25 protein-coding genes and 1 tRNA gene are annotated in these 22,670 nt (G+C 69.9%); 9 read left to right on the top strand and 17 right to left on the bottom strand.

Going from position 1 to position 22,670, the window contains the following annotated elements:
* Nucleotides 1-70: 70 nt before the first annotated feature.
* Nucleotides 71-892, top strand: a complete 822-nt coding sequence (locus ACTJJ4_RS03500) for an amidohydrolase family protein (protein WP_440942033.1) — start codon at nucleotides 71-73, stop codon at nucleotides 890-892.
* Nucleotides 893-959: 67 nt separating this feature from the next.
* Here the strand turns inward: ACTJJ4_RS03500 and ACTJJ4_RS03505 are convergent, their stop codons facing one another.
* Nucleotides 960-1,313, bottom strand: coding sequence for a hypothetical protein (locus ACTJJ4_RS03505; RefSeq protein ID WP_440942034.1), 354 nt, complete (start codon nucleotides 1,311-1,313; stop codon nucleotides 960-962).
* 180 nt (nucleotides 1,314-1,493) lie between these two features.
* Between ACTJJ4_RS03505 and ACTJJ4_RS03510 the strand changes: the two genes are divergently transcribed.
* Nucleotides 1,494-1,877 carry a hypothetical protein gene (locus ACTJJ4_RS03510; protein WP_440942035.1) on the top strand — a complete coding sequence of 128 codons (384 nt, stop codon included), beginning with the start codon at nucleotides 1,494-1,496 and terminating at the stop codon, nucleotides 1,875-1,877.
* Between the two features lie 13 nt (nucleotides 1,878-1,890).
* Here ACTJJ4_RS03510 and ACTJJ4_RS03515 read toward each other — a convergent pair whose 3' ends face one another.
* Nucleotides 1,891-2,448 carry a HutD/Ves family protein gene (locus ACTJJ4_RS03515; protein ID WP_440942036.1) on the bottom strand — a complete coding sequence of 186 codons (558 nt, stop codon included), beginning with the start codon at nucleotides 2,446-2,448 and terminating at the stop codon, nucleotides 1,891-1,893.
* Between the two features lie 43 nt (nucleotides 2,449-2,491).
* On the opposite strand from ACTJJ4_RS03515, the gene ACTJJ4_RS03520 reads away from it, so the two are divergent.
* From ACTJJ4_RS03520 to ACTJJ4_RS03540, 5 genes are all read left to right on the top strand, one after another.
* On the top strand, nucleotides 2,492-3,235 hold the full coding sequence (locus ACTJJ4_RS03520) for a GH25 family lysozyme (RefSeq protein ID WP_440942037.1): 744 nt from the start codon (nucleotides 2,492-2,494) through the stop codon (nucleotides 3,233-3,235).
* A gap of 32 nt (nucleotides 3,236-3,267) precedes the next feature.
* Nucleotides 3,268-3,816: a TIGR00730 family Rossman fold protein gene (locus ACTJJ4_RS03525; RefSeq protein ID WP_440942038.1), complete on the top strand. Its 549-nt coding sequence runs from the start codon at nucleotides 3,268-3,270 to the stop codon at nucleotides 3,814-3,816.
* Between the two features lie 73 nt (nucleotides 3,817-3,889).
* Nucleotides 3,890-4,372, top strand: a complete 483-nt coding sequence (locus ACTJJ4_RS03530; RefSeq protein WP_440942039.1) for an SRPBCC domain-containing protein — start codon at nucleotides 3,890-3,892, stop codon at nucleotides 4,370-4,372.
* A complete protein-coding gene (locus ACTJJ4_RS03535; RefSeq protein WP_440942040.1) occupies nucleotides 4,369-4,683 on the top strand; it encodes an ArsR/SmtB family transcription factor in 315 nt (104 codons plus the stop codon). The genes ACTJJ4_RS03530 and ACTJJ4_RS03535 overlap by 4 nt, the downstream gene beginning before the upstream one ends.
* A gap of 89 nt (nucleotides 4,684-4,772) precedes the next feature.
* A complete protein-coding gene (locus ACTJJ4_RS03540) occupies nucleotides 4,773-5,567 on the top strand; it encodes an SDR family NAD(P)-dependent oxidoreductase (protein ID WP_440942041.1) in 795 nt (264 codons plus the stop codon).
* Nucleotides 5,568-5,676: 109 nt separating this feature from the next.
* Here the strand turns inward: ACTJJ4_RS03540 and ACTJJ4_RS03545 are convergent.
* The 10 genes from ACTJJ4_RS03545 to ACTJJ4_RS03590 form a co-directional block, all read right to left on the bottom strand.
* Nucleotides 5,677-5,748: transfer RNA gene (locus ACTJJ4_RS03545), tRNA-Gln, on the bottom strand.
* A gap of 99 nt (nucleotides 5,749-5,847) precedes the next feature.
* On the bottom strand, nucleotides 5,848-6,342 hold the full coding sequence (locus ACTJJ4_RS03550; protein ID WP_440942042.1) for a lipocalin family protein: 495 nt from the start codon (nucleotides 6,340-6,342) through the stop codon (nucleotides 5,848-5,850).
* A gap of 92 nt (nucleotides 6,343-6,434) precedes the next feature.
* Nucleotides 6,435-7,742 (bottom strand): threonine/serine exporter family protein, encoded by a 1,308-nt coding sequence (locus ACTJJ4_RS03555; protein ID WP_440942043.1) that lies wholly within the window; start codon nucleotides 7,740-7,742, stop codon nucleotides 6,435-6,437.
* Between the two features lie 5 nt (nucleotides 7,743-7,747).
* The gene (gltX, locus tag ACTJJ4_RS03560; RefSeq protein ID WP_440942044.1) at nucleotides 7,748-9,256 is read right to left on the bottom strand and encodes a glutamate--tRNA ligase; all 1,509 of its coding nucleotides are present in this window, start codon (nucleotides 9,254-9,256) and stop codon (nucleotides 7,748-7,750) included.
* A 44-nt stretch (nucleotides 9,257-9,300) separates the two neighbouring features.
* Nucleotides 9,301-10,590: an MFS transporter gene (locus ACTJJ4_RS03565; protein WP_440942045.1), complete on the bottom strand. Its 1,290-nt coding sequence runs from the start codon at nucleotides 10,588-10,590 to the stop codon at nucleotides 9,301-9,303.
* Nucleotides 10,587-11,363 carry a fumarylacetoacetate hydrolase family protein gene (locus ACTJJ4_RS03570; protein WP_440942046.1) on the bottom strand — a complete coding sequence of 259 codons (777 nt, stop codon included), beginning with the start codon at nucleotides 11,361-11,363 and terminating at the stop codon, nucleotides 10,587-10,589. The genes ACTJJ4_RS03565 and ACTJJ4_RS03570 overlap by 4 nt, the downstream gene beginning before the upstream one ends.
* 166 nt (nucleotides 11,364-11,529) lie before the next feature.
* Nucleotides 11,530-12,438 (bottom strand): hypothetical protein, encoded by a 909-nt coding sequence (locus ACTJJ4_RS03575; RefSeq protein WP_440942047.1) that lies wholly within the window; start codon nucleotides 12,436-12,438, stop codon nucleotides 11,530-11,532.
* Between the two features lie 263 nt (nucleotides 12,439-12,701).
* Complete coding sequence (locus tag ACTJJ4_RS03580) at nucleotides 12,702-13,790, bottom strand: branched-chain amino acid aminotransferase (protein WP_440942048.1); 1,089 nt, start codon at nucleotides 13,788-13,790, stop codon at nucleotides 12,702-12,704.
* A 46-nt stretch (nucleotides 13,791-13,836) separates the two neighbouring features.
* On the bottom strand, nucleotides 13,837-14,886 hold the full coding sequence (locus ACTJJ4_RS03585) for a 3-isopropylmalate dehydrogenase (RefSeq protein ID WP_440942049.1): 1,050 nt from the start codon (nucleotides 14,884-14,886) through the stop codon (nucleotides 13,837-13,839).
* Between the two features lie 118 nt (nucleotides 14,887-15,004).
* On the bottom strand, nucleotides 15,005-16,549 hold the full coding sequence (locus ACTJJ4_RS03590) for an MFS transporter (protein WP_440942050.1): 1,545 nt from the start codon (nucleotides 16,547-16,549) through the stop codon (nucleotides 15,005-15,007).
* A 100-nt stretch (nucleotides 16,550-16,649) separates the two neighbouring features.
* Between ACTJJ4_RS03590 and ACTJJ4_RS03595 the strand changes: the two genes are divergently transcribed.
* Nucleotides 16,650-17,210: a TetR/AcrR family transcriptional regulator gene (locus ACTJJ4_RS03595; protein ID WP_440942051.1), complete on the top strand. Its 561-nt coding sequence runs from the start codon at nucleotides 16,650-16,652 to the stop codon at nucleotides 17,208-17,210.
* 5 nt (nucleotides 17,211-17,215) lie between these two features.
* On the opposite strand, the gene ACTJJ4_RS03600 is transcribed toward ACTJJ4_RS03595, so the two are convergent.
* From ACTJJ4_RS03600 to ACTJJ4_RS03620, 5 genes are all read right to left on the bottom strand, one after another.
* Nucleotides 17,216-18,442, bottom strand: a complete 1,227-nt coding sequence (locus ACTJJ4_RS03600) for an RNA polymerase sigma factor (protein ID WP_440942052.1) — start codon at nucleotides 18,440-18,442, stop codon at nucleotides 17,216-17,218.
* A gap of 14 nt (nucleotides 18,443-18,456) precedes the next feature.
* A complete protein-coding gene (locus ACTJJ4_RS03605) occupies nucleotides 18,457-18,822 on the bottom strand; it encodes a YciI family protein (RefSeq protein WP_292697605.1) in 366 nt (121 codons plus the stop codon).
* 179 nt (nucleotides 18,823-19,001) lie between these two features.
* Entirely contained in the window at nucleotides 19,002-20,621 is a 1,620-nt protein-coding gene (gene serA / locus ACTJJ4_RS03610; RefSeq protein WP_292697607.1) for a phosphoglycerate dehydrogenase, read from the bottom strand.
* A gap of 131 nt (nucleotides 20,622-20,752) precedes the next feature.
* Entirely contained in the window at nucleotides 20,753-21,106 is a 354-nt protein-coding gene (locus ACTJJ4_RS03615) for a hypothetical protein (RefSeq protein ID WP_440942053.1), read from the bottom strand.
* Nucleotides 21,103-21,609 (bottom strand): DNA polymerase III subunit gamma/tau, encoded by a 507-nt coding sequence (locus ACTJJ4_RS03620; protein WP_440942054.1) that lies wholly within the window; start codon nucleotides 21,607-21,609, stop codon nucleotides 21,103-21,105. The genes ACTJJ4_RS03615 and ACTJJ4_RS03620 overlap by 4 nt, the downstream gene beginning before the upstream one ends.
* Before the next feature lie 72 nt (nucleotides 21,610-21,681).
* Here ACTJJ4_RS03620 and ACTJJ4_RS03625 point away from each other — a divergent pair, with 72 nt between their 5' ends.
* On the top strand, nucleotides 21,682-22,608 hold the full coding sequence (locus tag ACTJJ4_RS03625; protein WP_440942055.1) for a hypothetical protein: 927 nt from the start codon (nucleotides 21,682-21,684) through the stop codon (nucleotides 22,606-22,608).
* Nucleotides 22,609-22,670: the final 62 nt, after the last annotated feature.

Raw genomic sequence — 22,670 nt, forward strand, 5'->3', positions numbered from 1 at the left:
CCCCCCCCCCCCCCCCCCCCCCCCCCCCCCCCGCCCCCCCCCCCCCCCCGACGTCGCCCCGGCCTACGGGGTGAGCGGCCTGGAGGGTCTTCGCGCCGCACAGCAGAAGCTCAGAGGCATCCTCGACATGCAGGTCGTGGGCTTCCCGCAGCACGGCGTGCTGCGCGCGCCCGGAACCGCAGAGCTGCTCGAGCGCGCGGCCGCCGAGGGACTGCTCGACTACGTCGGCGGCATCGACCCGACCGCGTTCGAGGGTGCCGACCGCGCATCCGAGCAGCTGGATGTGCTGTTCCGCATCGCAACGACGCACGGCGTCGGCCTCGACATGCACATCCATGAGGGCGGCGCGCTCGGCATCACCACCATCCGCGACATCCTCGCCCGTACGCGTGCCGCCGGCCTGACGAACGGCGAGGTGACCATCAGCCACGCGTACGCGATCGCGTCACTGCTGGTCGCCGAGCAGGAGCGGATCGCCGACGAGATCGCTGCGGTCGGGGTGAAGCTGACCACGGTCTCCCCCAGCCCCAGCAGCGTGCTCCCGCATCGCCGTCTGCGCGACCACGGCGTGCACGTGGGGCTCGGGTCCGACGGAGTGCGCGACAACTGGAGCCCGTTCGGCAACGCCGACATGCTGCACCGCACGTGGATCCTCGGCTGGTCGACCGGCGCTCGTCTGGACGACGAGCTGGAGAGCGGCTTCGACTTGGCCAGCGCCGGAGGGGCCGAGGTGATGGAGCTCCCGAAGTCCACGCTCGAGGTGGGCGCCCCTGCGGATCTGATGGTGATCGATGGCGAGAACATCCCGCAGGTCGTGATCGATCAGCCCCGGCGTGACTACGTCCTTCGCGGCGGCGTGATCGTCGCGAAGGACGGCGAGATGGTGGTCTGAAGCGAGGAGCAGCCGGACGCGGGGGCGTCGGATGCCGAGCATCCGGCACCCCTGCGGGCTCCGGCGCCTATTCCGACTTCGCGTCGATCTTCTCGAGCAGATCCTTGAGGGCCTTCTCGATCGACGCGTGGTCATACTGCCCGGCTCGGCTCTCGGCCGAGATCACGGCGCAGCGATGCAGCTTCCTGAAGTCGCCGAACGGGAAGCTGTAGCGTCCCTTCGTCCCCTCCGTGGCATCGGTGTCCTCGCCGAGGTGCCATCGCGCGAATTCCGCCATGCCGTGCTCATCGATGAAGTCGTTCTCATCGTCCGTGCTCGGCGCGTGCTCGCTCCAGTCATCGCGCTCGTCGTGGACGACATCACCCGAACGCAGCAGTCCGCGGGCGTGCGAGAGCGCGTTCTCGTTCAATCGGACGGTCATGTCCTGCTCCTCTCCGCGTGCGTCCCCGAGGGACGTCCGCCGGCTCCGACGATGCCCCGGGCCGCGGCCGCGTCGAAGGGGGGTGGCACGCGCCGCTCGGTAGTGCTACCGGCCTAGCGCGAATCCGGCTCCGCGTCCAGCCCGTCGACGGCATCCGTCCGGTGGCGGATGCTGAGGCGCATGACCCAGCAGAGCTCCGGACGACGCACTCGGCGAACGCGCGTGCCCGGTTCGTCGCCCGATCCGACCTTGGTGACCAACCAACCGTCGCTGCGGAGTTCGTCCGGAGCGGTGTGGCTGATCTGCTCCGCCGTGTTCGTGGCGGTCTGCCTGGTGCCGCTGATCGGCATCGTCGTCGTGCGCAGCGCGGCGACTCCCGTCGCGATCGTCGCGATCGTGCTGCTCGTGGGACTTCTCGCCGCGGAGTTCGTCGTGCCCCTCCTGGTCTCCGCTCCGCTTCAGCGGCTGCGCTGGCTCGCCGCCTGCATGCTGTCCATGGCCGTCGTGGCACTGATCGCGATGATGGTCTGCGTCTCGATCGTGTGGTCGTCGGTGGCGCGCTGAGCGCGCAGGCGGCTCACCCGAGCGGATGCCGTCGGGCGGCGATCCGGGCGACGACGAACCTGCCGCGGAGGTCGGCGGATGCGGAGGCCCGGAGCATCACGGCGTCCAGCCTGGCCAGTGGCCTGCCATCGACCAGCGCGGAGTCACCGAGCGTCACGAGGACGACGATTCCGTCGCCCGCTTCGGTGACACCCGGATCGTCGACGCATCGCACTTCGCTGTCCCAGGTGTCACGGCGGGTCATCACATTGAGGTCGAGGAAGCCCGCCTCGCGTGGGCTGGCGGTCACCTCGGCCTCGCCGTCGAAGACGACGATCCCCTCCGGCTCGAGGACCAGGTCGCGCCCGTCGATGCGCAGGTCCACAGCGCCGGGGCCGAGCGCGACCTGACCTCGACGCACGCCGGGGTACGAGCTGTACGGCTGCGTGCCCGTGATCTCCGCGATGCTGACGCGCCAGGTCCACGTGCCGGCATCCGTCGCGTCATCGAACAGGTTCCGCGTGACGCCGCGCCCGTTCTTCCACGGCGTCGGCGGGATGGAGGGGTACTCGACGATGAGGGGCGTGTTCATGATGCGTCCAGTCTCGCGCAACCGCGGGTGCCAGACTGTGCGCATGTCCCCGAGCCGCCGAGGCGGAAGGCGCCTGATCGTGATCGCCACGAGCGTCATCGCGGCACTCGGCGTACTCGCGATCCTGGTCTTCAACGGCGTGCTGTGGCCGGCACGACTGTTCGCAGCGTCGTATCCGGTGCGCGGGATCGACATCTCCAGCTATCAGGGCGACGTCGACTGGGAGGAGCTCGCGTCGCAGGACATCGACTTCGCGTACATCAAGGCGACGGAGGGCTCGAAGTCGACCGACTCGCGCTTCTCTGCGAACTGGGCGGGTGCCTCTCACACCGACCTGCTGATCGGCGCCTATCACTTCGTGAGTTTCGAGAGCACTGGCGAGGCCCAGGCCGCGCACATCATCGAGACGGTCCCGAAGGGAGCCACGCTCCCGATCGCACTGGATCTCGAGTACTACGGAGACTTCTTCGCCCACCCGCCGACCCGCGAGAAGGTGGATGCGATCTTGGAGCCGCTCCTGCGCCTGCTCGAAGAGCACTACGGCGCACCGCCCGTCATCTACGCCACATCCTCGGCCTACGACCGCTATCTGTCCGGCGGCTACGCCGGCAATCCGATCTGGATCCGTTCGATCGTGCTGCCTCCGACGCTCGACGACGGGCGCGACTGGACGATCTGGCAGTACTCCGACCACGACCGCCTCAAGGGCTATGCCGGCGTCGAGCAGTACATCGACATGAACGTGTTCCACGGTACGAGGGACGAGCTGGCGGCGCTCGCGGGGTGAGCGCGGCCCCTCACGCTTCCTAAGCTGGGTGGGTGAACATCTGCGTCTTCCTCTCCGCATCCGATCTCGACGAGCGCTACACACGCGCCGCTCGCCAGCTGGGCCAGCTGATCGGCGAGCGGGGCCACACGCTGGTCTGGGGCGCGAGCGATGTGGGTCTGATGAAGGTCCTCGCCGATGCGGTCGACTCCGCGGGTGGCCGGCTCGTGGGCATCTCGGTCGAGTTCCTGGCAGCGAAGGCACGACAGCTGCAGTCGCCGAACGAGCTGATCGTCGGGACTGACCTCGCCGAGCGCAAGGCGACGCTGCTGACGCGCAGCGATGCCGTGGTGATCATGGTCGGCGGCAGCGGCACGCTCGACGAGGCGACCGACGTGCTCGAGCTGCGCAAGCACGGCATCTACGACGGCCCGGTCGTCGTGCTGAACACGGACGGCTTCTACGACGGCCTGCAGCAGCAGTTCGCCCGCATGGACGCGGAGGGCTTCCTGCCCGTCCCGCTCGCTCAGCTGTGCACCTTCGTGGATGAGCCGGAGGACGCGCTCGCCGTCATCGAGCATCACGCCGCCACAGCGGCGTAGGAGATTTCTCCCCCTGCAGCCCGGCAGTTGCACTAGAGTCGGGGCGAGTACCCGGCGCTCAAGAGGAGACGACATGGAGAGCGTGACCGGCGGCGAGGCGTCCGCGATCGACGAGGAGACCTTCACCGTCACCCGGAGCATCTCGATAGCCGCGCCGATCGAGAACGTATGGCGCGCGATCACCGAGCCCGAGCACATCTCGCGCTGGTTCGGGCAGACCGTCTTCGACGGCGCCCGCCGCGGTTCACAGGGGACGATGACGTTCGAGGGTCACGGCACCGTGCCGATCCGCATCGAGGAGATCGACGCACCGCGCGCCGTGACCTACCGCTGGTGCAACGACAACGCCCTCGACGCACCTCCGAGCGCTCTCGATGAGGCGCATTCGACGGCGTTCACCTTCACCCTCGAGGTCGAAGGCGCGGGAACACGGCTGACGGTCGTCGAGGCGGGCTTCGAGAGCACCTCCGCCCCGCTGCTGAACCTCGAGAGGCATCGCGTCGGCTGGGACGAGGAACTCGACAAGCTCATCGCCCTGTTCGAGGTTCAGGCATGACTCGCACGCTGGTTCCCGTGCTCGCCGCCCTGGGCGACGACACCCGGTGGAGCATCCTCGCCGCGCTCGGCGAAGGCGATGCCTCCGCATCGGCGCTCGCGCAGCGGCTCCCCGTGACCCGGCAGGCCATCGCGAAGCACTTGGCCGTCCTCAGCGAGGTCGGCGTCGTCGAACCCGTGCGCGTCGGCCGCGAAGTCCGATACCGCGTCATCGGCGCGACGCTCAGCGCCACGGCGAGCCGACTCGACGCGATCGGACGCGAGTGGGAGCAGCGCCTGGCCGCGATCAAGGAGATCGCCGAGGAGCTCTGACGACGCTTCGCCTTCTGCAACCTGTGTATTGCAGAGTTGCCTCTCTAGTGCAATCATCAAGTTGCACAACACGAGAGAGAGGCGGCACCATGCTGCTGAAGGACAAGGTCGCCGTGATCCACGGCGGGGGCGGTTCGATAGGAGCCGCGACGGCGCGCACGTTCGCCCGCGAGGGTGCGAGGCTGTTCCTCGCGGGCCGATCCCGGCCGAGGCTGGAGGCGGCCGCCGCCGCAGTCAGAGCCGCAGGCGCAGAGGTCGAGGTCGCCGTCGTCGACGCATCGGATCAGGCGGCGGTCGACCGTCACGCGGACGAGGTGGCGGAGAAGGCGGGGCGTATCGACATCGCTCTCAACGCGGTCGGCTTCGACCACGCGCAGGGCCTCGCCATTGCACAAACCTCGCTCGAGGACTACCTGCATCCGATCGTCGGGTACCTGCAGACGAACTTCGTGACGGCCAAGGCCGCCGCGCGGCACATGGTCGCTCAGCGCAGCGGAGTGCTCCTGACGGTCTCCACCCCCGGCGCCCGCCTGTCGGGCCGGGGACTCATCGGCAATGCTGCCCAGTCGGCGGGACTCGAGGGCTTCTCCCGTGCTCTCGCCGGCGAACTCGGCCCCGACGGCGTGCGAGTGGTCTGCGTGCGCCCGCACGCCATCTCGGACGCGCTCGCGACCTCGTACACGCGCGAGATGTTCGGGCGCATCGCGTCCACCGCGGGCCTGCCGATGGACGGTTGGATCCGCGGGCTCGCCGGCACGACGGCACTCGGCCGCCTACCCGTGCTCGACGAGGTGGCCGAGTACCTCGCGTTCGCCGCCTCCGATCGCGCGGCCTCGATGACAGGCGTGATCGCGAACCTCTCGGCAGGAGCACTCGTCGACTGAGGGGCGAACGGTGGTGGGGGGGGGGGGGGGTGGGGGCTCGGAGACCCCCCCCCCCCCCCCACCACCAGGAAACAAGAAAACCCCCGCCTGAGCGGGGGTTTCATTCTTGCTGGGGTACCTGGACTCGAACCAAGAACAACTGAACCAGAATCAGCCGTGTTGCCAATTACACCATACCCCAAGGGCGAAACCGGAGCCTCGCACCGAGAGTCAAGCTTACCTGAGGCGCCCGCAGATGGCGAATCGACACGATCCGCCCGGGCGTGGCGGGTCGCCGCCGTCAGACGGCGACCACCTGCCCCGACTGCGCCGGCCGGATCCACGGGTCGAGATCGAAGCCCTGGTCGCGTGCGGTGTCGAGGAACGACCTCTCCACGGCATCCTCGACCTGCGGTTCGCGGGACAGCAGCCACAGATGCTTGCGATCGGGGGTCCCGACCAGGGCATGCCGGTACGCGTCGTCGACCCGGAGCACCCAGTAGTCGGCCTTGGTGAACGGAATCCACCGCAGCGCCTCGGGCAGGAACGTCACCTGCAGGCGGCCTGGATGCTCCGCATCCGGCAACGCCTGCCCCAGAGCCTGAGTGGGCTTGCCATCCTCATCGAGGCAGCGATTGTCGACGGTCACCGTCCCGTCTTCGGCCATCGTGTACTCCGCGGTCACATCGGTGGCGCGGTCGTCCTCGAAGCGCAGCGGCAGCCGGCCAACCTCGAACCACAGGCCCAGATACCGCCGCAGCTCCAGTGCGGGCACGGAACGCACGTCATCGGTCATGATGCTCCTCCTCTGCTCCCCCGTCACACTACGGATCGGATGCGCTTGGCAGAACGGGGTTGCGCCCCTCGCGGCCGCGGACTACAGGGGGCTCAGAGCTCGCCCATGCGCGCGGGCTTCGCCCAGCGCAGGAACACCGTGGAGCGCGTGATCCGCGCGAGATCCGCGAGCAGCGCGCCGACCTTGGTGCCGATGCACAGGCTCAGGAACATCATCGGCGCCGACACCAGCGCCTGCGCGTCGAAGCTGGCCAGCGAGACCAGGCCGACGGTGCCGGGCACGAGAAGCAGGAACGCCGGCTGGAAGGACACCGTGGCGGGGATCGCGATCGTCAGACGCTCCAGCACGCGTGCTGCCACGAACAGCACCGCCGCCGCGATGCCGGTCGCGACGACGCTTCCGACCAGAGGACTGAACAGGGCCAGCACCGCATAGGTGCCGGCCATCACCACCACGCACACGACGGTGAGACGGAATCCCGATCCGAACGCGAGTCCGATGCCGATCGCCAGCACGATCACCGCCAGCCACGCCGACCACAGCGGCGGCAGCGCCTCCCATCCCCCTCGTTCGGTGGTCAGCTGCACGGCCTCCCCCACCAGAGCGGCAGATGCCGAGTCCACCCGCAGTCCGGTGAGCGAGGCGCCCGAATAGACTCCCGCAGCCATGAACGCCAGCATGATCAGCCCGTACATCAGGCGGGACGCACCCGTGACGATGTCCGTGGAGGTCAGTTCGAGCAGGGCGTTCGTGATCAGTGCGCCGGGCACGAGGATGGCGACAGGAGCGCACACCGCGAACAGCGGCACCGGCCCGAGATCCAGCCAGCCCGCGACAGTGCCCACCAGGATCGTCGAGACGAACGCCGAGACGAAAGGTGCGACGGCCGCCGCGGCCCGGACGCGCATCATCAGCATCGTGAGGCCACCGACCAGCAGCCCCACGAGCAGTGCCAGTACGATCGCCCACCAGGGACACCGGAACAGCCAGGCCAGCGACAGCGACAGCAGTCCGCATCCGATCACGCTCTGCAGACCAGGACGATGCCTCGGCGTCGCCCGGATGGCAGCCATCCGCGCCGGGGCCTCAGCCAGCGGCACAGCACCCGACTCGAGCCCGTGCACCAGCCTGCTGGCCTTCGCCGACTGACGGAACGTCAGCGCCTCGCCCTTGCCGATCACGGTGGTCGTCGCCGACGATGCGCCGGGACGGCTCACCATCACCATCTCCGGCAGGATCGCGAATTCGAGGGATGCCTGCGGCGTCGACGCCGCGCGCCGCCCGACCTGCTCGAGCGAGCCGCGCACGTCCGTCACGGATACGCCGCATTCCAGCAGCAGAACGCCGAGGTCGCCGAGGATGACATCCGTCTCGGCTGCCGGAAGCGCGGCATCCGTCACCGGAATCAGCCCAGGGTGTCGGCGAGTGCCCGCAGGCGACGCAGCGTCTCGTCCTTGCCGAGCAGCTCCATCGACTCGAAGAGCGGCGGGGACACGCGACGACCGGTCAGGGCGACGCGCGGCGGCCCGTAGGCGACGCGCGGCTTCAGGCCGAGCTCGTCGACCAGCTTCGCCGAGAGCGCCGTCTGCACGGCATCCGGGGTGAACTCCTCCACCGGCTCGAGCGCGGCGACGCACGCGGCGAGGACCTCCGCGGCGTTCGCGGGCAGACCCTTCATGGCGTCCGCCTCGTAGGTCACCTCGTCGGTGAACAGGAAGCCCAGCATGCCGGGCGCCTCACCCAGCAGCTGCATGCGCTCCTGCACGAGCGGCGCGGCGCGGAACGCCAGGACGATCTGCTCGTGCGTGGGCTCGGCCGCGCCGAACACCCCGGCATCCGCCAGGTACGGCAGCATCCGCTCGGCGAAGTCCTTGCCGTCCAGCTGACGGATGTGGTCGCCGTTGATCGACTCGGCCTTCTTCTGGTCGAAGCGGGCCGGGTTCGGGTTGACGTCGACGATGTCGAACGCCTGGATGAACTCCTCCAGCGAGAACACGTCGCGGTCGGGGCCGATCGACCAGCCCAGCAGCGCCAGGTAGTTCAGCAGACCCTCGTGGATGAAGCCGCGCTCGCGGTGCAGGAACAGGTCGGCCTGCGGGTCGCGCTTGGACAGCTTCTTGTTGCCCGTCTCGCCGAGCACCAGCGGCATGTGCGCGAAGCGCGGCACGAAGTCGGTGACGCCCGCCTTGGTGAGCGCGTCGTACAGCACCAGCTGGCGGGCTGTGGAGGGCATGAGGTCCTCGCCGCGCAGCACGTGGGTGATGCCCATCAGCGCGTCGTCCACCGGGTTCACGAACGTGTACAGCGGCACGCCGTTCGGGCGCACGATCACGTAGTCCGGGAACGAACCCGCGGGGAAGGTGACCTCGCCGCGGATCAGATCGACGTAGGTGAGGTCCTCATCCGGAACGCGCAGGCGCAGTGCGGGCTGACGCCCCTCGGCACGGAAGGCCGCCTTCTGCTCCTCGGTGAGGTCGCGGTCGAAGTTGTCGTAGCCGAGCTGCTTGGCCCGGCCGCCTGCCTCATTGCGCGCGTCGATCTCCTCGGCGGTGGAGAAGCTCTCGTACACGGCGCCGGTGGCCTTCAGCTTCTCGATCACCTCGGCGTAGATGTCGTGACGCTGCGACTGACGGTACGGGGCATGCGGACCGCCCACCTCGACGCCCTCATCCCAGTCGATCTTCATCCAGGTGAGCGCATCGACCAGCTGCCGGAAGCTCTCCTCGCTGTCGCGGGCGGCATCGGTGTCCTCGATGCGGAAGATGAGCTTGCCGCCATTGTGCCGCGCGTACGCCCAGTTGAACAGGGCCGTGCGCACCATGCCGACGTGCGGCAGGCCGGTGGGCGAAGGGCAGAAGCGCACGCGGATGTCGGACCCGGTGGCGGTGGTGGTGAGGGGGTGCACAGTAGCCATATCCCCTCGATTCTATCGGGGGCGGATGCTGAGACCGAGACGGCTCAGACGGCCGCGGCCGGGTCGGTCTCGGCCGCCGTCTCGCGGATCCGTCCCAGCGGCGAGAGCGCCGTGATCGCGATCACGAACACCAGCGCCACGATCCCGAGCCCGGCGTAGTCGAAGGTCGTGAGGACCCAGCCTGCGGCGGCCGCGCTCGCAGCCGCGGTGAGGCTCATCAGCGAGTCGCTGATGCCCTGACGGCGGGGCCTCATCGTCACCGTCGACGACTCCGTGAGCAGCGCGGCCCCGGCGACGGTCGCCGCGCTCCAGCCGAGTCCGAGCAGGATGAGGGCGATCATGACACCGGCGGGCGTGCGGCCGGCGAAGATCGCCGTCAGCAGCGATGCGGCCAGGACGGCCTGCCCGAGCAGGACGACGCGCACGCGTCCCCAGCGGTCCGAGAGGATGCCGAAAACGGGCGAGAGCCCGTACATGCCGGCCACGTGCAGGGCGATCGTGATCCCCACGAGCAGCGTCACATCCGTGCTCGACGGCATGCTGCCGTGCGCTCCGTGCGCCATGTGCGACAGGTGGATGGGGGTCATGGCCATCACGGAGGCCATCACGGCGTGCGATCCCGCCACGGCGAACATCGCGTACCGGGCAACGACCGGGCGGTCGACGCCGGTTCCGAGCGGCGACGCGGTCGTGGTCGTCCTCGCCAGATGCAGCGCGGTCAGCAGCGGGTCGGGTCGCAGGGCGACGAGGTACAGGATCAGGGCGGCGATCTGCGCGACCAGCGAGAACAGGTACGAGCCGGTCAGGGGCGGCATCCCGATCGCATGGCCGAGAGCCTCACCCGGTGTGAGCAGCAGCGGACCGGTGACGCCGCCGACGGTCGTCGACCACACCACCACGGAGAGGTCCCGCGCGCGGTGAGCGGGAGCGGCCAGGTCGGTCGCGGCGAACCGGGACTGCAGGTTGCCCGCGTTGCCCATGCCGATCATGATGATGCCGATCAGCAGCAGCGGGAACACCCGCGTGGCTGCCGCGGTGATCACCGTGGCCACCCCGATCAGCGCCAGCAGGTTGCCTGCGGTCAGCGAGAGCCGGCGGCCGCGGCGAGCCGCGAAGCGGGCCAGCGGGATGGCGAAGGCGGCGGCCCCGAGGGTGACGGAGGCCGTCGCCAGTCCCGACAGCGCGTCGCTGCCGGAGAGATCCGCGGCCAGCAGGGCGCCGAGGGACACCGTGGCCCCGAAGGCGATGCCGCCCAGCACCTGGCCGAGCGAGAGGATGCGGACGGTGCGGCGCTGGATCGCCGCGAGTTCGTCGAGGGTGAGCGCGGCGCTCACGAGACGGGGACCGCGTCGCGCACCGGGTTGCGCAGGGTGCCGATGCCGGAGACCTCAACCTCGATCGTGTCGCCCGCGACGACCGGTCCGACCCCCGCGGGGGTGCCGGTCATGATCACGTCACCCGGGAGCAGCGTGAACGCCGCCGAGGCGTAGGCGATGATGTCGGCCACGGAGTGGATCATGTCGGTGAGCGGCGCCTGCTGGTGCACCTCACCGTTGACGCGCGTCTCGATGCGGGCGGATGCCGCGTCGAACTCGGTCTCGATCACGGGACCCAGCGGGCAGAAGGTGTCGAAGCCCTTGCCGCGCGTCCACTGCCCGTCCTTGCGCTGGATGTCGCGGGCGGTGAAGTCGTTGCCCACGGTGTACCCGAACACGTAGTCGAGCGCGTCCTCGGCCTTGACGTTCTTGGCGATGCGCCCGATCACCACGACCAGCTCGCCCTCGAACTCCGTGCGCTCCGAGATCGCCGGCCGCAGGATGGCATCGCCCGGCCCGATCACCGAGGTGTTCGGCTTGAGGAAGAGCAGCGGCTCCTCGGGTGCGACGTTGCCGAACTCGGCGGCGTGCTCGTGGTAGTTGCGTCCCACGCACACGACCTTGGAGCGCGGGATCACGGGCGCCAGCAGTGCGGCATCCGCGAGCGGCACCCGCTCCCCCGTCGTGTCGAATCCGGCGAACATGGGGTCGCCTGCGAGCACGACCAGGTCGCCCTCGTCGACGATGCCGAACCGGATGCCGTCGCTGTGGCTGAAACGTGCGATCTTCACCCGGACAGCCTATCCGCCTGCATCCCGCTACCGCCCTCTCTCTCCGCCCGGCTCTCCCCCTCACCGTTTCGCCGAGACCCCCACCTTCTGCCAAGACCCCCAGCTGCGGACGCCCGTAAGTGGGGGTGTCGAGACCAACTGGGGGTCTCGGCGCGTCTGCTCGTCGTCATCCAGGCGGACGGACGCCGAAGGCGGCCAGTCGCGCGCCGAGATCAGCGGAGGTCGTGATGTGCTCGTCGCCCCAGCGCGCGAATCCCCAGCCCGTCACTCCGCGGACGTCGTCCTCCCGATGCTTCTCGGCCAGGACCGCCGCCTGCGCCGATTCCGCAGCGCGCAACGTGGGATCGGTGTACTTGCCCTCGCCGTCGAACTCTCCGAAGGTCTTCGCACCGGGGAAAGCGAAGTCCAACCAGTACCGATTCCCGGCCGCTCCCGTCACGGGCACCTGCAAGTCGTACCGCGAGAAGCCGAGCTGCAGCAGGCGCACGCGGCTGACGCTCTCGCCGGGCAGCTGCGCCCGGCCGTCGGCGAACTCGAGCACACACCGTGCGCGCCGGACACCGCGCAATCCGGGGAGCGTCAGCCGCATGGCAGCCGACCGCCATGCCTGTTCGGCGTCAACATCCACCTCGTGCCCGACGACGGATGCGCGGCGCAGTGCGGCCTCTGCGCATCCGACGGCCATCTCGAACGTCGACTCGCGAGCGACGTCGAACACGGTGCGGATCAGCGAGGTCACCCGCAGCCCGTCGATCTCGAGGATGTCCGCGTCGGCGAGCTGCATGTCGCGGCGCACCACTCCTGCGATCACGCGGCTGTGCCGCTCGCCGTCGATGACCAGCTGCACCGGCGCATTCCCCAGGCGGTACAGCGGAATGCCCCACACCACGGCCGCCGAGACGTGACTATAGATCGGCCCTCGGCCCGGACTCGCCGCCCGCACGGCGAGCACCTTCAGCAGGTGCTGGCCCTCCCACCACAGCTCCGCCCAGTCCGCCGCCCGCACGTACGACCCGCGATGCAATCGGATCAGTCGCTTCGCAGCAACCTCCTCCCGCAGCCGGCGCTCCGTCATGCAGGCCAGCAGCTGCTCTCTGGACAGCAGCAGTTGTCGCGCTTGGGTGATATCGATTCGGCGGCGCACGAGCCTATCGTGCGGTGTCACCGGGCCCGGCGTCCCGTTATCCACAGCCCGAAGCGAATCCCGCCGACTGTGCAGGGGCAGTCACCGGTCGCCGACACCCCTAGAACCCGCCGAGACCCCTAGCTGCGGACGTCTGCAACTAGGGGTCTCGGCTGAAAGTGGGGGTGTCGGCGAAAGAGGTCGGCGACAGGGCCTCAGGCGTCGAGCCGGAGCAGCCAGCCGTGCTTGTCCTCGCGGCGGCCGTACTGGATGTCGGTGAGCTCCTCGCGCAGCGACAGCGCCAGCTCGCCCAGGGGCTGCGCGTCCTCGAAGCCGTCGGCGACCAGCGCGCCGATCGGGGTGACCACGGCGGCCGTGCCGCAGGCGAACACCTCGACGATGTCGCCGGATGCCACGCCCTGACGCCACTCGTCCAGCGAGACCGGACGGCGCTCGACGGTCAGACCGCGGTCCTCGGCGAGCTGCAGCAGCGAATCGCGGGTGATGCCCTCGAGGATCGAGTCGGATTCCGGGGTGACGACGCGGCCGTCCTTGTACACGAAGACCACGTTCATACCGCCGAGCTCCTCGACGTTGTTGTCCTGGTCGAGGAAGACGACCTGGTCGCAGCCCTTCTCGTACGCCTCGGCCTGCGGCAGCAGGCTGGAGGCGTAGTTGCCGCCGGTCTTGGCGGCTCCCGTGCCGCCCTTGCCCGCTCGGGCGTAGTTCTCGCTCAGCCAGATGCGCACCGGCTTCACACCGCCGGAGAAGTAGGCGCCGGCGGGCGAGGCGATCAGGTAGTAGGCCACCTTCTTCGCCGGACGCACGCCGAGGAACGCCTCCTTGGCGAACATGAACGGCCGCAGGTACAGGCTCTGGTCGGCGCCGGAGGGCACCCAGGCACCGTCGACCGCGACCAGCTCGCGGATCGACTGGATGAAGTGCTCGGTCGGCAGCTCCGGCAGCGCCAGGCGGCGCGCGCTGCGCTGCAGGCGGGCGGCGTTGCGGTCGGGACGGAACGTGTGCACCGAGCCGTCGGCGTGGCGGTAGGCCTTGATGCCCTCGAAGATCTCCTGGCCGTAGTGCAGCACGGCGGCCGCGGGGTCGAGCGAGATCGGGCCGTAGGGCTGCACGCGCGGACGGTGCCAGCCGCCGTTCTCGGACCAGCAGATGTCGACCATGTGGTCGGTGAAGTGCAGGCCGAATCCGGGGTTCTGCAGGATCTCCTCGCGCTGAGCCGGGCTCTTGGCGGCGAGGTTCTTCGTGACGGCGAAGGTCAGAGGTGCGGTGGTGGTGTCGGTCATGTCTGTCCTCGATCGAATGCGGCGGCGATGCGCGCGTACTGTCAGATTACGCCTGCAGCAGGGCGATCACGGCGTCGCCGGTCTCGCTGGTGCTGCGGCTGCCCGAACGGGCTGCGATGTCCTGCTCGACGGCGCGCTGCACGCGCGCGGCCTCGTCGCGCAGCCCGAGGTGATCGAGCAGCAGCGCGACGGACAGGATGGCGGCCGTGGGGTCGGCCTTCTGCTGTCCCGCGATGTCGGGCGCCGAACCGTGCACGGGCTCGAACATCGAGGGGAAGGCGCCGTCCGGGTTGATGTTTCCGGAGGCCGCCAGGCCGATGCCGCCGGTGACGGCGCCGGCGAGGTCGGTGAGGATGTCGCCGAAGAGGTTGTCGGTGACGATCACGTCGAAGCGCGCGGGATCGGTCACCAGGAAGATGGTGGCGGCGTCGACGTGCAGGTAGTCGACGGTCACGTCGGGGTGCTCGGATGCCACCTGGTCGACGATCCGCTTCCAGATCGCCCCGGCGTGCACGAGCACGTTGGTCTTGTGCACAAGCGTGAGCTTCCTGCGGCGACGCTCGGCGAGGTCGAAGGCGTAGCGGACGACGCGCTCCACGCCGAACGCGGTGTTCACGCTGGTCTCGTTGGCCACCTCGTGGGGCGTGCCCTTGCGGATGCTGCCGCCGTTGCCGACGTACGGACCCTCGGTGCCCTCGCGAACGACCACGAAGTCGATCTCGCCCGGATCGGCGAGCGGTCCGGGTGCGCCGGCGAACAGCTTCGAGGGGCGCAGGTTCACGTAGTGGTCGAGCTCGAAGCGCAGCTTCAGCAGCAGTCCGCGCTCGATGTTGGCGTCCTTCAGGCGCGGATCGCCCGGGACTCCGCCGACGGCGCCGAGCAGGATGGCGTCGTGCGAGCGGATCGCGTCGAGGTCCGCATCCGTCAGTGTGTCCCCGGTCGCGAGGAAGCGGTCGGCCCCGAGCGAGAACGGCGTCTTCTCGAACGCGACGTCGCTGCCCGCCGTGACGGCGTCGAGCACGCGCTCGGCCTGGGCGATGACCTCACGGCCGATCCCGTCTCCGGGGATGACGGCCAGCTTCACGACGCGCGACATGGGACTCCTCTGCACCACGGCCCGCCGCGCTGGTCGCCGCGGACACTGCCTTCCAGCGTAGCGGCGCACGCGCGCCGCTCCCGACTTCGAGTCACCGTCGGGAGCGGGCGGATGCCTGTCAGCCGGCCGAGCCGTTCCGGGACGGCTTCAGCGTGGTGAGCGCCACGACGATCGCGCCGATCACCAGGAGCGCTCCGATGATGGAGGTCGTGACGACGCCCGAGCCGAAGGCTGCCGTCGCAGCATCCCACAGCGCCTCGCCCAGCCGGCCGGGCAGCTCCTGGGCGGCGGTGTAGGCGCCGGCCAGCGTCTCGCGAGCATGTGCGGCCAGCTCGGAGGGGACGCCGCCGGGGATCACGAGCGCACCGCGGTAGAACGCGGTGATGATGCCGCCGAGCACCGCCGTGCCGAGCACCGCACCCAGTTCGTACGCGGTCTCGGAGACGGCGCTCGCGGCGCCCGCCTTCTCGGCCGGCGCATGAGCCAGGATCAGTTCGTTCGAGATGGTCTCGGCCGCACCGATGCCGATGCCCAGCACCACGAAGGCGACCAGCAGCCATCCGACGCTGTTCAGGCCCGCCGTGGCGGCGACGATCACGTAGCCGAGCGCCGACAGCGACAGGCCGACGGGCACCACGATGTGCGGCGCGACCCGCCGCGAGATGGGCACGACGCCCAGACCCGCGATGATCATCGCCGCCATCCCAGGCACCAGCGCGAGACCCGCGACCATGGGCGAGAGCCCGATCACCAGCTGCAGCTGCTGCGAGACGAAGTACAGGAAGCCGACCAGCGCGATCACGCTCAGCAGGTTCACGAGGATCGCACCGCTGAAGCCGCCGCGACGGAACAGCGTCATGTCGAGCATCGGGTTCTCCGCGCGCCGCATCCGCCGCACGAAGAGGAAGCCGGCGAACACGCCCACGAGCAGGAAGACCGCCGCGGCCAGGTTGGGGCCGTCCACGGCGAAGGACTTGATCGCGAAGACCACCGGGATCAACGCGGCCATCGACAGCACGATGCCGATCGGGTCGATCCGTCCCGGGTTCGGGTCGCTGCTCTCGGGCAGCAGCCACAGGCCGCCGATCAGCAGCGGGACGAGCACGGGCACGGCGATCAGGAACACCGAGCCCCAGCCGAAGTGCTCGAGCAGGAAGCCGCCGACGACCGGCCCGAGCGCGGAGCCCGCCGAGAATGCCGACGCCCACACTGCGATCGCGAGACGCCGCTGATCGCGGTTGCGGAAGATGGAGCGCAGCAGCGACAGCGTCGAGGGCATGAGCATCGCGCCGAACACGCCGAGCGCTGCCCGCGCGGCGATGAGCAGCCCGGCCGAGGGGGCGAACGCCGCGAGAGCGGAGACGGCCGCGAAGCCGGTGGCGCCGATCAGCAGCATCCGCCGACGTCCGAATCGATCGCCGAGCACGCCCATCGTGACGAGCAGCCCGGCGAGCACGAGCGAGTAGACGTCGATGATCCAGAGCTGCTCGGCGCCGCTGGGCTGCAGCGACACCGAGATCTCGGGCAGCGCGAACGCCAGCACCGTGTTGTCGACCGACACCAGCAGCACCGGGAGCATGAGCACCGCGAGCGCGGCCCAGCCGCGCAGACCGACGCGGGGTCCGTCGACTCCGGTGAGGTCGATGGGTGCAGTGGCGGGCATGATGTCCTCCGATAACTTAACCGTCCAGCTGGTACAGTAACAGATGTCGGCCTGATCGGATGCTGTGCAGCCGGCGCCCGCGACGAGCAAGGAGTCCCCGATGTCCCGCCCTCCCCTGGCGCGCGAACGCGTGCTCGACGCCTACGAGTCGATCCTCATCGCGGACGGCGAGCGTGCCGCGACTCTCGACGCCGTCGCGAAGGCCGCCGGCGTCTCCAAGGGCGGCCTGCTCTATCACTTCGCCTCGAAGGACGATCTGGCCGCCGGGCTCGCCGAGCGACTCGCGGTGCTCACGGACCAGGACCTGGAGCGCATGCGGGAGGCGCCGGACGGCCCCGTCGCCTACTACATCCGCACCTCGGTGATGGAGGACGACGCCCTGGATCGGGCGCTCATCGCAACCACGCGGCTGGCTCAGGGCGGCTCCGCCGCGGCATCCGCCGCACTGCGGGAGGTGCGGCACCGATGGGCGGATGCGATCCGTCCGCACGTGCGCGACGACACCGCTCTGGACCTGGTGATGCTGCTGAGCGACGGCCTGTACTTCAACAACTCGCTCTCCGAGCCCGCGGACGGGCGCGTCTCGGCAGACGACGGATTCGTGCCGACCGGTGCAGCGCTGGCGCGGCTCGTCGAGCTCGTCCGCAGCTCGACCGCCTGAGCACCTTAGGCGCCCACGGCGAGCAGCCGACGCTCCAGATGCCGGCGCACCGCCGGGTCCTCGGTGAGCCCGATCGCCTCACGCAGGTCGCGTCGTGCTCCTGCCGTGTCGCCGCAGCGGATGCCGAGCTCGCCGCGCACGGCGAAGGCCTGCGCCGCCAGTGGCCCCTGGAACAGCACCTCATCCGCGTCCAGCTCCAGACGGACCCCCTCGGCCCCGATCCCCTCCGCATACCCGCGGGCGACGATCCTCGCCAGCCGCGCCGACGGCGATGGCCACTGCTCGACCAGGCCGTCGTAGAGCCGCGCGATCGACGACCAGTCCGTCGCCTCCCACGTCGGCGCGATCGCGTGCAGCCCGGCGATACCCGCCTGCAGCGCGAAGCGCCCCGTCCCGTGCTGCAGCGCACCCGTGGCGAGGCGCTCCCCCTCCGCGATCAGCCGTCGGTCCCACAGCGCCCGGTCCGCCTCGGCGAGGGCGACCAGTTCGCCCGAGGGGTCGACCCTCGAGGGACGCCGCGCCTCGGTGAGCAGCACCAGGGCGAGCAGTCCCTGCGCCTCGGCGTCGTCGCCCGCGATGCGCAGCGCGTCCCTGGCGAGCTCGACGGCGTCGCGGCAGAGCACGCGCCCCTCATCGCTCGTCGGCGCCGCATAGCCCGTCGTGTAGAGCAGGGCGATCACGGACAGGGCGTCGGGCATGCGCGTGCGCACCTGCTCGTCGTCCCTCACTGCGAAGCGGATCTCGGAGTCGTGCAGGCGCCTCTTGGCGCGGGTCAGCCGCGCCGCCATCGTCGTCTCCGACACCAGCAGCATGGCCGCGACCTCGCGGGTCGGGACGCCGCATGCGAAGCGCAGCGCGAGTGCGAGCCTGGTCTCCTCGGGGAGGTCCGGATGGCAGACCGTCAGGATGAGCTCGAGCCTCTCGTCCCCGGTGAAGGAGAAAGCGTCCAGGTCGGCATCGTCGACGATCCGGGCATCCGCCGCCAAGGTCGGCAGGGCACGGGCGGCGGTGCGCTCGCGCCGGATCGCGTCGACGGCGATGCGGCGCGCCGCGGTGGTGATCCAGGCCGACGGCGCGCGCAGCTCCGCACCGGCCTTCTCCTGCGCGATGGCCCGGAGGAAGGCGTCCTGCACAGCGTCCTCGGCCAGCTGCAGGTCGCCGGTGTACGCGGTGACCGCCCCGAGGATGCGTCCCGCGTCTGCGCGGAACGCATCCTCGATGCGGCTCGTCATCGTCACCGCCTCGGTCAGCCCCGCATGGCCGTCATGTCGAGCACCGGATGCACGTCGAGCCAGCCTCCGGTGGGGACGAGAGCGGCGAGCTCCTTCGCCTGCTCGACCGAGTCGGCGGTGAAGGTGTAGAACCCGGTGACGACCTCGCGCGTCTCACCGAACGGGCCGTCCGTGTAGACGGGCCCGTCGGCGGAGGGCCGGATGCGGAACGCCTCGGACTGCGCGCGCAGCGGCACGCCGGCCGTGAGGCGCTGCCCGGCCGCGGCGACGGCCGCCTGGAACGCCTTGTGACCCTCGAGGTCCGCGTCCAGCTGCGCAGGGGTGCGCGTGGAGTAGTCCCATTCGGGCTCGTGGATGATGATCATGTACTCGTCGGACATCGTGTCTCCTTCGTCGTGCGGGTGCGTGACCCGCTGAGGTGTCGAACACCGACATGACGTGCGGGCGCGCGGGAAATCGACAGCCCGGCTGGATTCTTTCAGAAGTTCTTGCCGGGCGGAACGGCGAACGACCCGCCCTCGGCTGAGGACGGGTCGTTCGGGGCGTCATGCTGCGCGGATCAGACCTCGGTGATCTCGATCTGGCGGAACAGGTCGGCGTCGATCGCGGCGCTCACATCGGCGAGCAGCTCGTCGGTGACGGGCGAGTCGAGCGTCAGCACGCTGAGGGCCTGGGCGCCTGCGGCCTCACGGGCGATCTGCATGCCGGCGATGTTGATCCCCGCCTCGCCGAACTTCTGGCCGTACACCGCCACGATGCCCGGGCGGTCGGTGTACGTCATCACGACGTGGTGCTTCTCGATCGGGAGCTCGATCGCGTGCCCGTTGATGGACACCAGCTTCTCGATCTGCTTCGGGCCGGTCAGCGTGCCGGAGACGGCCAGCTGGCTGCCGTCGGAGAGGGCGCCGCGCAGCGTGATGACGTTGCGGTACTCCTCGCTGATGTCGTCCTGCAGCAGGCGCACGGCCACGCCGCGCTGCTCGGCCAGGAGTGGTGCGTTCACGTACGAGACGTTGTCGCTGACGATGTTGGTGAACACGCCCTTGAGTGCGGCGAGCTTGAGCACGCTCACGTCGTAGTCGTTCAGCTCGCCGTGCACCTCGACGTCGAGGCTGGTGAGCGGGGACTGCGACAGCGCGGAGAAGATCTGACCGAGCTTCTCTACCAGGGCGATGCCCGGGCGCACGTACGGGTCGATCACGCCACCGGCGACGTTCACGGCATCCGGCACCAGGTCTCCGCCGAGCGCGAGACGCACGGAGCGGGCGACGGACACGCCGGCCTTCTCCTGTGCCTCCTCCGTGCTGGCCCCCAGGTGCGGGGTGACGACCACGTTCGGCAGGCTGAGCAGTGCCTGCGCGGTGCTGCCCTCGACCGGCGGCTCGGAGGTGAACACGTCGAGGCCGGCGCCGGCGATCTCGCCGGAGACGAGGGCCTCGTGCAGATCGGCCTCATCGATCAGCCCGCCGCGGGCGACGTTGACCACGTAGGCCGTCGGCTTCATGGCGGCGAACTGCTCCGCGGCGATCATGCCCGTGGTCTCGGGGGTCTTCGGCATGTGGATGGTGAGGAAGTCGGCCTCGGCGACCAGCTCGTCGAGCGAGACGAGCTGCACGCCCAGCTGCTGCGCACGCGCGCTCGTGACGTAGGGGTCGTACGCGATCACGCGCATGTCGAAGGCGTTGAGGCGGGCGGCGACGAGGGCGCCGATGCGGCCGAGCCCCACGATCCCGACGGTCTTCTCGAAGAGCTCCGCACCCGTGAACGAGCTGCGCTTCCAGGCGCCGCCGGAGAGCGAGGCGTGCGCGGCGGGGATGCGGCGCGCGAGGCTGAGGATGTGACCGATCGTCAGCTCTGCGGCCGAGACGATGTTCGACGTCGGCGCGTTCACCACCATGACACCGGCGGTCGTGGCCGCCTTGATGTCGACGTTGTCGAGCCCGACGCCCGCGCGTGCGATGACCTTCAGCTTGGGCGCGTGCGACAGCGCCTCTGCGTCCACCTTGGTCGCGGAGCGGACCAGCACGGCATCCGCGTCGGCGAGGGCGGCGAACAGCGCCTCGCGGTCGGTGCCGTCGACGTTGCGCACCTCGAAGTCCGGCCCGAGCGCCTCGATCGTGGCGGGCGAGAGGACTTCGGCGATGAGAACGACGGGCTTGGATGCGGACTGGTTCGACACAGGTATCCTTCGGGGCAGCACACGGTGGAGGGGCAGTCGATGCGCCGCACGCCGGTGGGGGCGCGATCGGGACACACTTTACCCGAGCGGCATCCACGCTCCCGACCGTATGACGCCGGGGCGTCCCTCCGTCAGGAGCCGGTGAGCGCCGCCAGGTTGCGGATCACGTAGCTGAACGTGTTCAGCAGGAAGACCGCGCTCAGCCCCAGGCCCGCGAGCAGCACCAGGACGAGCGCCCCGATCGAGCGTCGCCGGGTGATGACCAGGACGACGGAGAAGACGACGGCCGTGACCACAGCGGGCAGCAGCAGGACCACCCATCCGTAACCCGACATCCCTCCGACGGAGAGCTGGATCGCGTAGAACACGGCCGTCCAGATGACGAAGGCGTACGCGAGACCGCCGAGACCGGTGAGGAACCCGCGGAGCGCGCTGCGCACGCGGCCGCTCCCCTGCATGCCGTCGGCTGCCACGTTCCCGCTCACAGGGCACCGCCTCCCCCGGACACGACGAACGGCCAGGGCACGAGCAGGGCCGCGCCCGCGATCAGCCAGACGATCCGCACCCAGTCCTTCGCGCCTCGGGTGACCACGAGGACGGCGACGAACCACAACGCCGGTGCCAGCACCGCAAGCCACAGTGCCGCCTGGTACAGGAACGCGGGAAGCGTGAACATCACGGGCGCCTGCATCCCGACTCCGCCGATGACCCACCCGACGGTGTACAGAAGGTAGACGCCGCCGAGGATGCCGAGCGCGACCAGGGTCACGGTGCTGAGACCCTGCGGCTCGTCATCGTCTCCGGCATCCGTCGCCTGCACAGCCGACGGATCGGATGCCGCAGCCGGCGCGTCCGGCTGCTTCGGCGCGGAAACGGATCGCGGCGACTCCTGCGGCCGCGTTCTCCGGGGTCGCATCTCCGGACGGCGCGCTTCCAGCGCATCGTCCCCGTCCCAGCTGAGGGCGTCGTCGTCGCCGTCGGATCTCATCCTTCCAGCGTACCGACGCCCGACCCCGCTCCCCACTATGCTCAGGGCGACACCACTTCCGGGGAGGAAACCGTGGCAGAGAGCAAGAACAAGGACGTCCGGCCCGATGCCGAGGCGCCCGCCGAGCGCACCTGGGTGCCCACGGCCGAGGCGAAGAAGAAGGCGACCACGTTCCGGTGGATCGCGGCGGCGCTGTGGCTGGTGGCCATCGTCGGCGAGGCGGTCGGCATCTTCTGGCTGCTGAAGCAGCGCGTGGTCACGGGCGCCGACGGCACCCTGGTGCGCGACAACGACACCGGGCTGCTGCGCGAGGAGGGCGTCACCACGACCTTCCCGCAGTGGGCGTTCATCACCCTGCTCGTGCTGCTCGTCGTCATCGCTGCCCTGTCGATCACCGGCTCGATCCTGTGGAAGAAGGCCAACCACCTCGATCCTGCGAAGAAGTCCGACACCGTGCGCTTCTTCGTGCAGAACCAGCTCGGCGCGATCATCGCGATCATCGCCTTCGTCCCGCTGATCATCCTGATCTTCCTGAACAAGGACATGGACAAGGGGCAGAAGACCACCGCCGGCATCGTCGGCATCGTGCTCGCGGCCCTCACCGTCTTCATCGGCGTCGACTTCAACCCGGCATCGGTCGAGAAGTACACCGCCGACCAGTCCACGGTCATCCAGCTGCTGGGCAAGGACCAGGTCACCTGGGTCGCCGGCGGCTCGGTGTACCACGTGTGCGATCAGGTCTCCGACATCCAGACCGGCAGCGAGATCCAGACCGGCACCACCGCCGAGGCAGTCGCAGCCCACAAGGAGCGCCTCACGCTGAAGTTCGCCTCCGAGCTGGAGAAGTGCGGCCTGCCGGTCCCCGAGAACGCCACCGAGATCGCCGACGCCCTGCGTCAGATCCAGGGCGGCCAGGTCGTCACGCTGCCCGCTCCCGTGTGGGGCGAGGGCGTCAAGCCCCCCGTCGAGGTGAAGGAGGCCGCACCCGCGGCGAACTGACCCGACCGAACGCCGAAGAGGCCGTTCCCGGAACCCGGGAACGGCCTCTTCTGCGTCTCCTG

The organism is Microbacterium sp. 22195, assembly GCF_052056515.1.
Classification (GTDB): Bacteria; Actinomycetota; Actinomycetes; order Actinomycetales; family Microbacteriaceae; genus Microbacterium.